We start from the raw sequence: 2410 nt of genomic DNA on the forward strand, positions 1-2410 counted from the left end.
TCGCCGCGCTGCCCGAGCTGAGCGTGGTCGCCACCGCCGAGCAGGAGCTGCGCCAGGCGCCCGGCGTCTCGCTGATCACGCGGGAGGACCTGCAGCGCCGCCCGCCGGTCAACGACATCGCCGCGATCGTGCGCACCATGCCGGGCGTCAACCTGACCGGCAATTCCTCCTCCGGCCAGTATGGCAACAACCGGCAGATCGACCTGCGCGGCATGGGGCCGGAGAACACGCTGATCCTGATCGACGGCAAGCCGGTGCGCTCGCGCGACGCGGTGCGCATGGGCCGCAGCGGCGAGCGCAACACGCGCGGCGATTCCAACTGGGTGCCGGCCGAGGCGATCGAGCGCATCGAGGTGATCCGCGGCCCGGCGGCGGCGCGCTACGGCTCGGGCGCGGCGGGCGGCGTGGTCAACATCATCACCCGGCCGCCGACCGACGAATACCACGGCTCGGTGACGCTCTACGCGCTGCAACCGGAGGACCGCAACGAGGGCGATGGCCGGCGCGTCACCGTCAACCTCTCCGGCCCGACGACGCTGCCCGGGCTCAGCTTCCGCGCCTATGGCAATTTCAACCGCACCGACGCCGACAGCCTGGAGCTGAACCGCGCCGCCGCCAACACCCTGCCCGGCAACACGCCGCCCGCCGGGCGCGAGGGTGTCGAGAACCGCGACCTCAACGGCCTGCTGCGCTGGGACATCGACGCGCGGCAGCGGGTCGAGCTGGAGCTGGGCTACAGCCGGCAGGGCAACATCTATGCCGGCGACCGCGCGGTCAGCACCACCGGCACCGCGCTGCTGAACCAGCTGGCCAGCGAGGGGGCCGAGACCAACATCATGACCCGCAGCACCGCCTCGCTGCTGCATCGCGGCGAGTGGGGCTGGGCCGACACCCGCCTGCTGTTCCAGTATGAGGGCACCGTCAACAAGCGGCTGAACGAGGGGCTGGCCGGCGGGCCGGAGGGCAGCATCAGCACCGCCAACGGCTATTCCAGCGCCTTCCTGAACAACTACACCGGCAGCGGCGAGATCAACATCCCGCTGGAGGTCCTGGCGCCGCAGCGGCTGACGCTCGGGTTCGAGGTGTTCAAGGAGAATCTTGACGACCCCTATTCGATGACGCAGTCGCTGGCCAATGGCGGCGTCCTGCCGGGCCTCAGCAGCGGCACCCGGCCCGGCAGCGCCAGCGCCGAGACCTATTCGGCCTATGTCGAGGACAACATCTACGCCACCTCCCGCCTGGTGCTGACGCCGGGCGTGCGCTTCGACCACCACAGCCAGTTCGGCTCGAACTGGAGCCCCTCGCTCAACGCGTCCTACGAGCTGTTCGACGGCTTCTCGATCAAGGGCGGCATCGCCCGCGCCTTCAAGGCGCCGAACCTCTACCAGTCGAACCCGAACTACGTTTACTACACCCGGGGCAATGGCTGCCCGAACGGCTACGCCTCGCTCGGCGCCGGCTGCTACGTGCAGGGCAATGCCGATCTGCGCGCCGAGACCAGCGTCAACAAGGAGATCGGCTTCTCCTACAACCGCGACGGCTTCAGCGGCAGCCTCACCTATTTCCACAACGACTACCGCGACAAGATCGTGGCCGGCCTGGTGCCGGTCGGGCTGACCGCCTCGCGCGGGCGCATCCTGCGCTGGGAGAACACGCCGGAGGCCGTGGTGCAGGGCATCGAGGGCAACGTCCTGATCCCGCTGCGCGAGACGCTCGCCTGGAACACCAACTTCACCTACATGATCCAGAGCGAGGACAAGACCACCGGCCAGCCGCTCTCGCTGATCCCCGAATACACCATCAACAGCACGCTCGACTGGCAGGCGCGCGAGGATCTGTCCTTCCGCCTCGGCGTCACGCATTACGGCCGGCAGGAGGCGCGGACCGTCAGCATCACCGGCTTCGCCAACAGCGGCAACGAGCTGCTGGAGCGCAAGCCCTACTCCGTCGTCGACCTCAGCGCGACCTATGAGATCACGCCCAACACCCGCTTCACCGCGGGCATCCTCAACCTGTTCGACAAGCAGCTGTTCCGCGAGGCGGTGTCGAGCGGCGCCGGCGCCAACACCTACAACGAGCCCGGCCGCGCCTATTTCGCCAGCCTGACGGCGAGCTTCTGAGCGGGCCGCGGCGACGCGGCGGCCACCCGGCGCCGCGCCGCCCCTCCTGGAGAGGTCGATCCCGCATGCCCTGGCGCGACACCCCGCAGCGCTATGGCCTGGTCAGCCGCGTGCTGCACTGGGGCATGGCCCTGCTGTTCCTGTGGCAATTCGCCGGCATGGCGGTGCGGCTGACGGTCGGCCGCTCGCCGCTCACCGCCGTCATGGTGGGCAGCCATGCCGGCATCGGCACGCTGCTGTTCCTGCTGCTGCTGCTGCGCGCCGCCTGGGCGCTGGGCCAGCGCCGGCGG

The 2410-nt window shown here is 69.8% G+C and carries 2 protein-coding genes; both read left to right on the top strand.

Translation table 11 applies throughout. The features are described from left to right. Nucleotides 1-2120: TonB-dependent siderophore receptor (locus HMPREF0731_RS13170; protein ID WP_007004644.1), on the top strand; the 2120-nt coding region annotated here is incomplete at its 5' end. A 65-nt stretch (nt 2121-2185) separates the two neighbouring features. Then, on the top strand, nt 2186-2410 hold a 225-nt coding region (locus HMPREF0731_RS13175; protein WP_007004645.1), incomplete at its 3' end, for a cytochrome b/b6 domain-containing protein.

The sequence above is a fragment of the Pseudoroseomonas cervicalis ATCC 49957 genome (assembly GCF_000164635.1).
Classification (GTDB): domain Bacteria; phylum Pseudomonadota; class Alphaproteobacteria; order Acetobacterales; family Acetobacteraceae; genus Pseudoroseomonas; species Pseudoroseomonas cervicalis.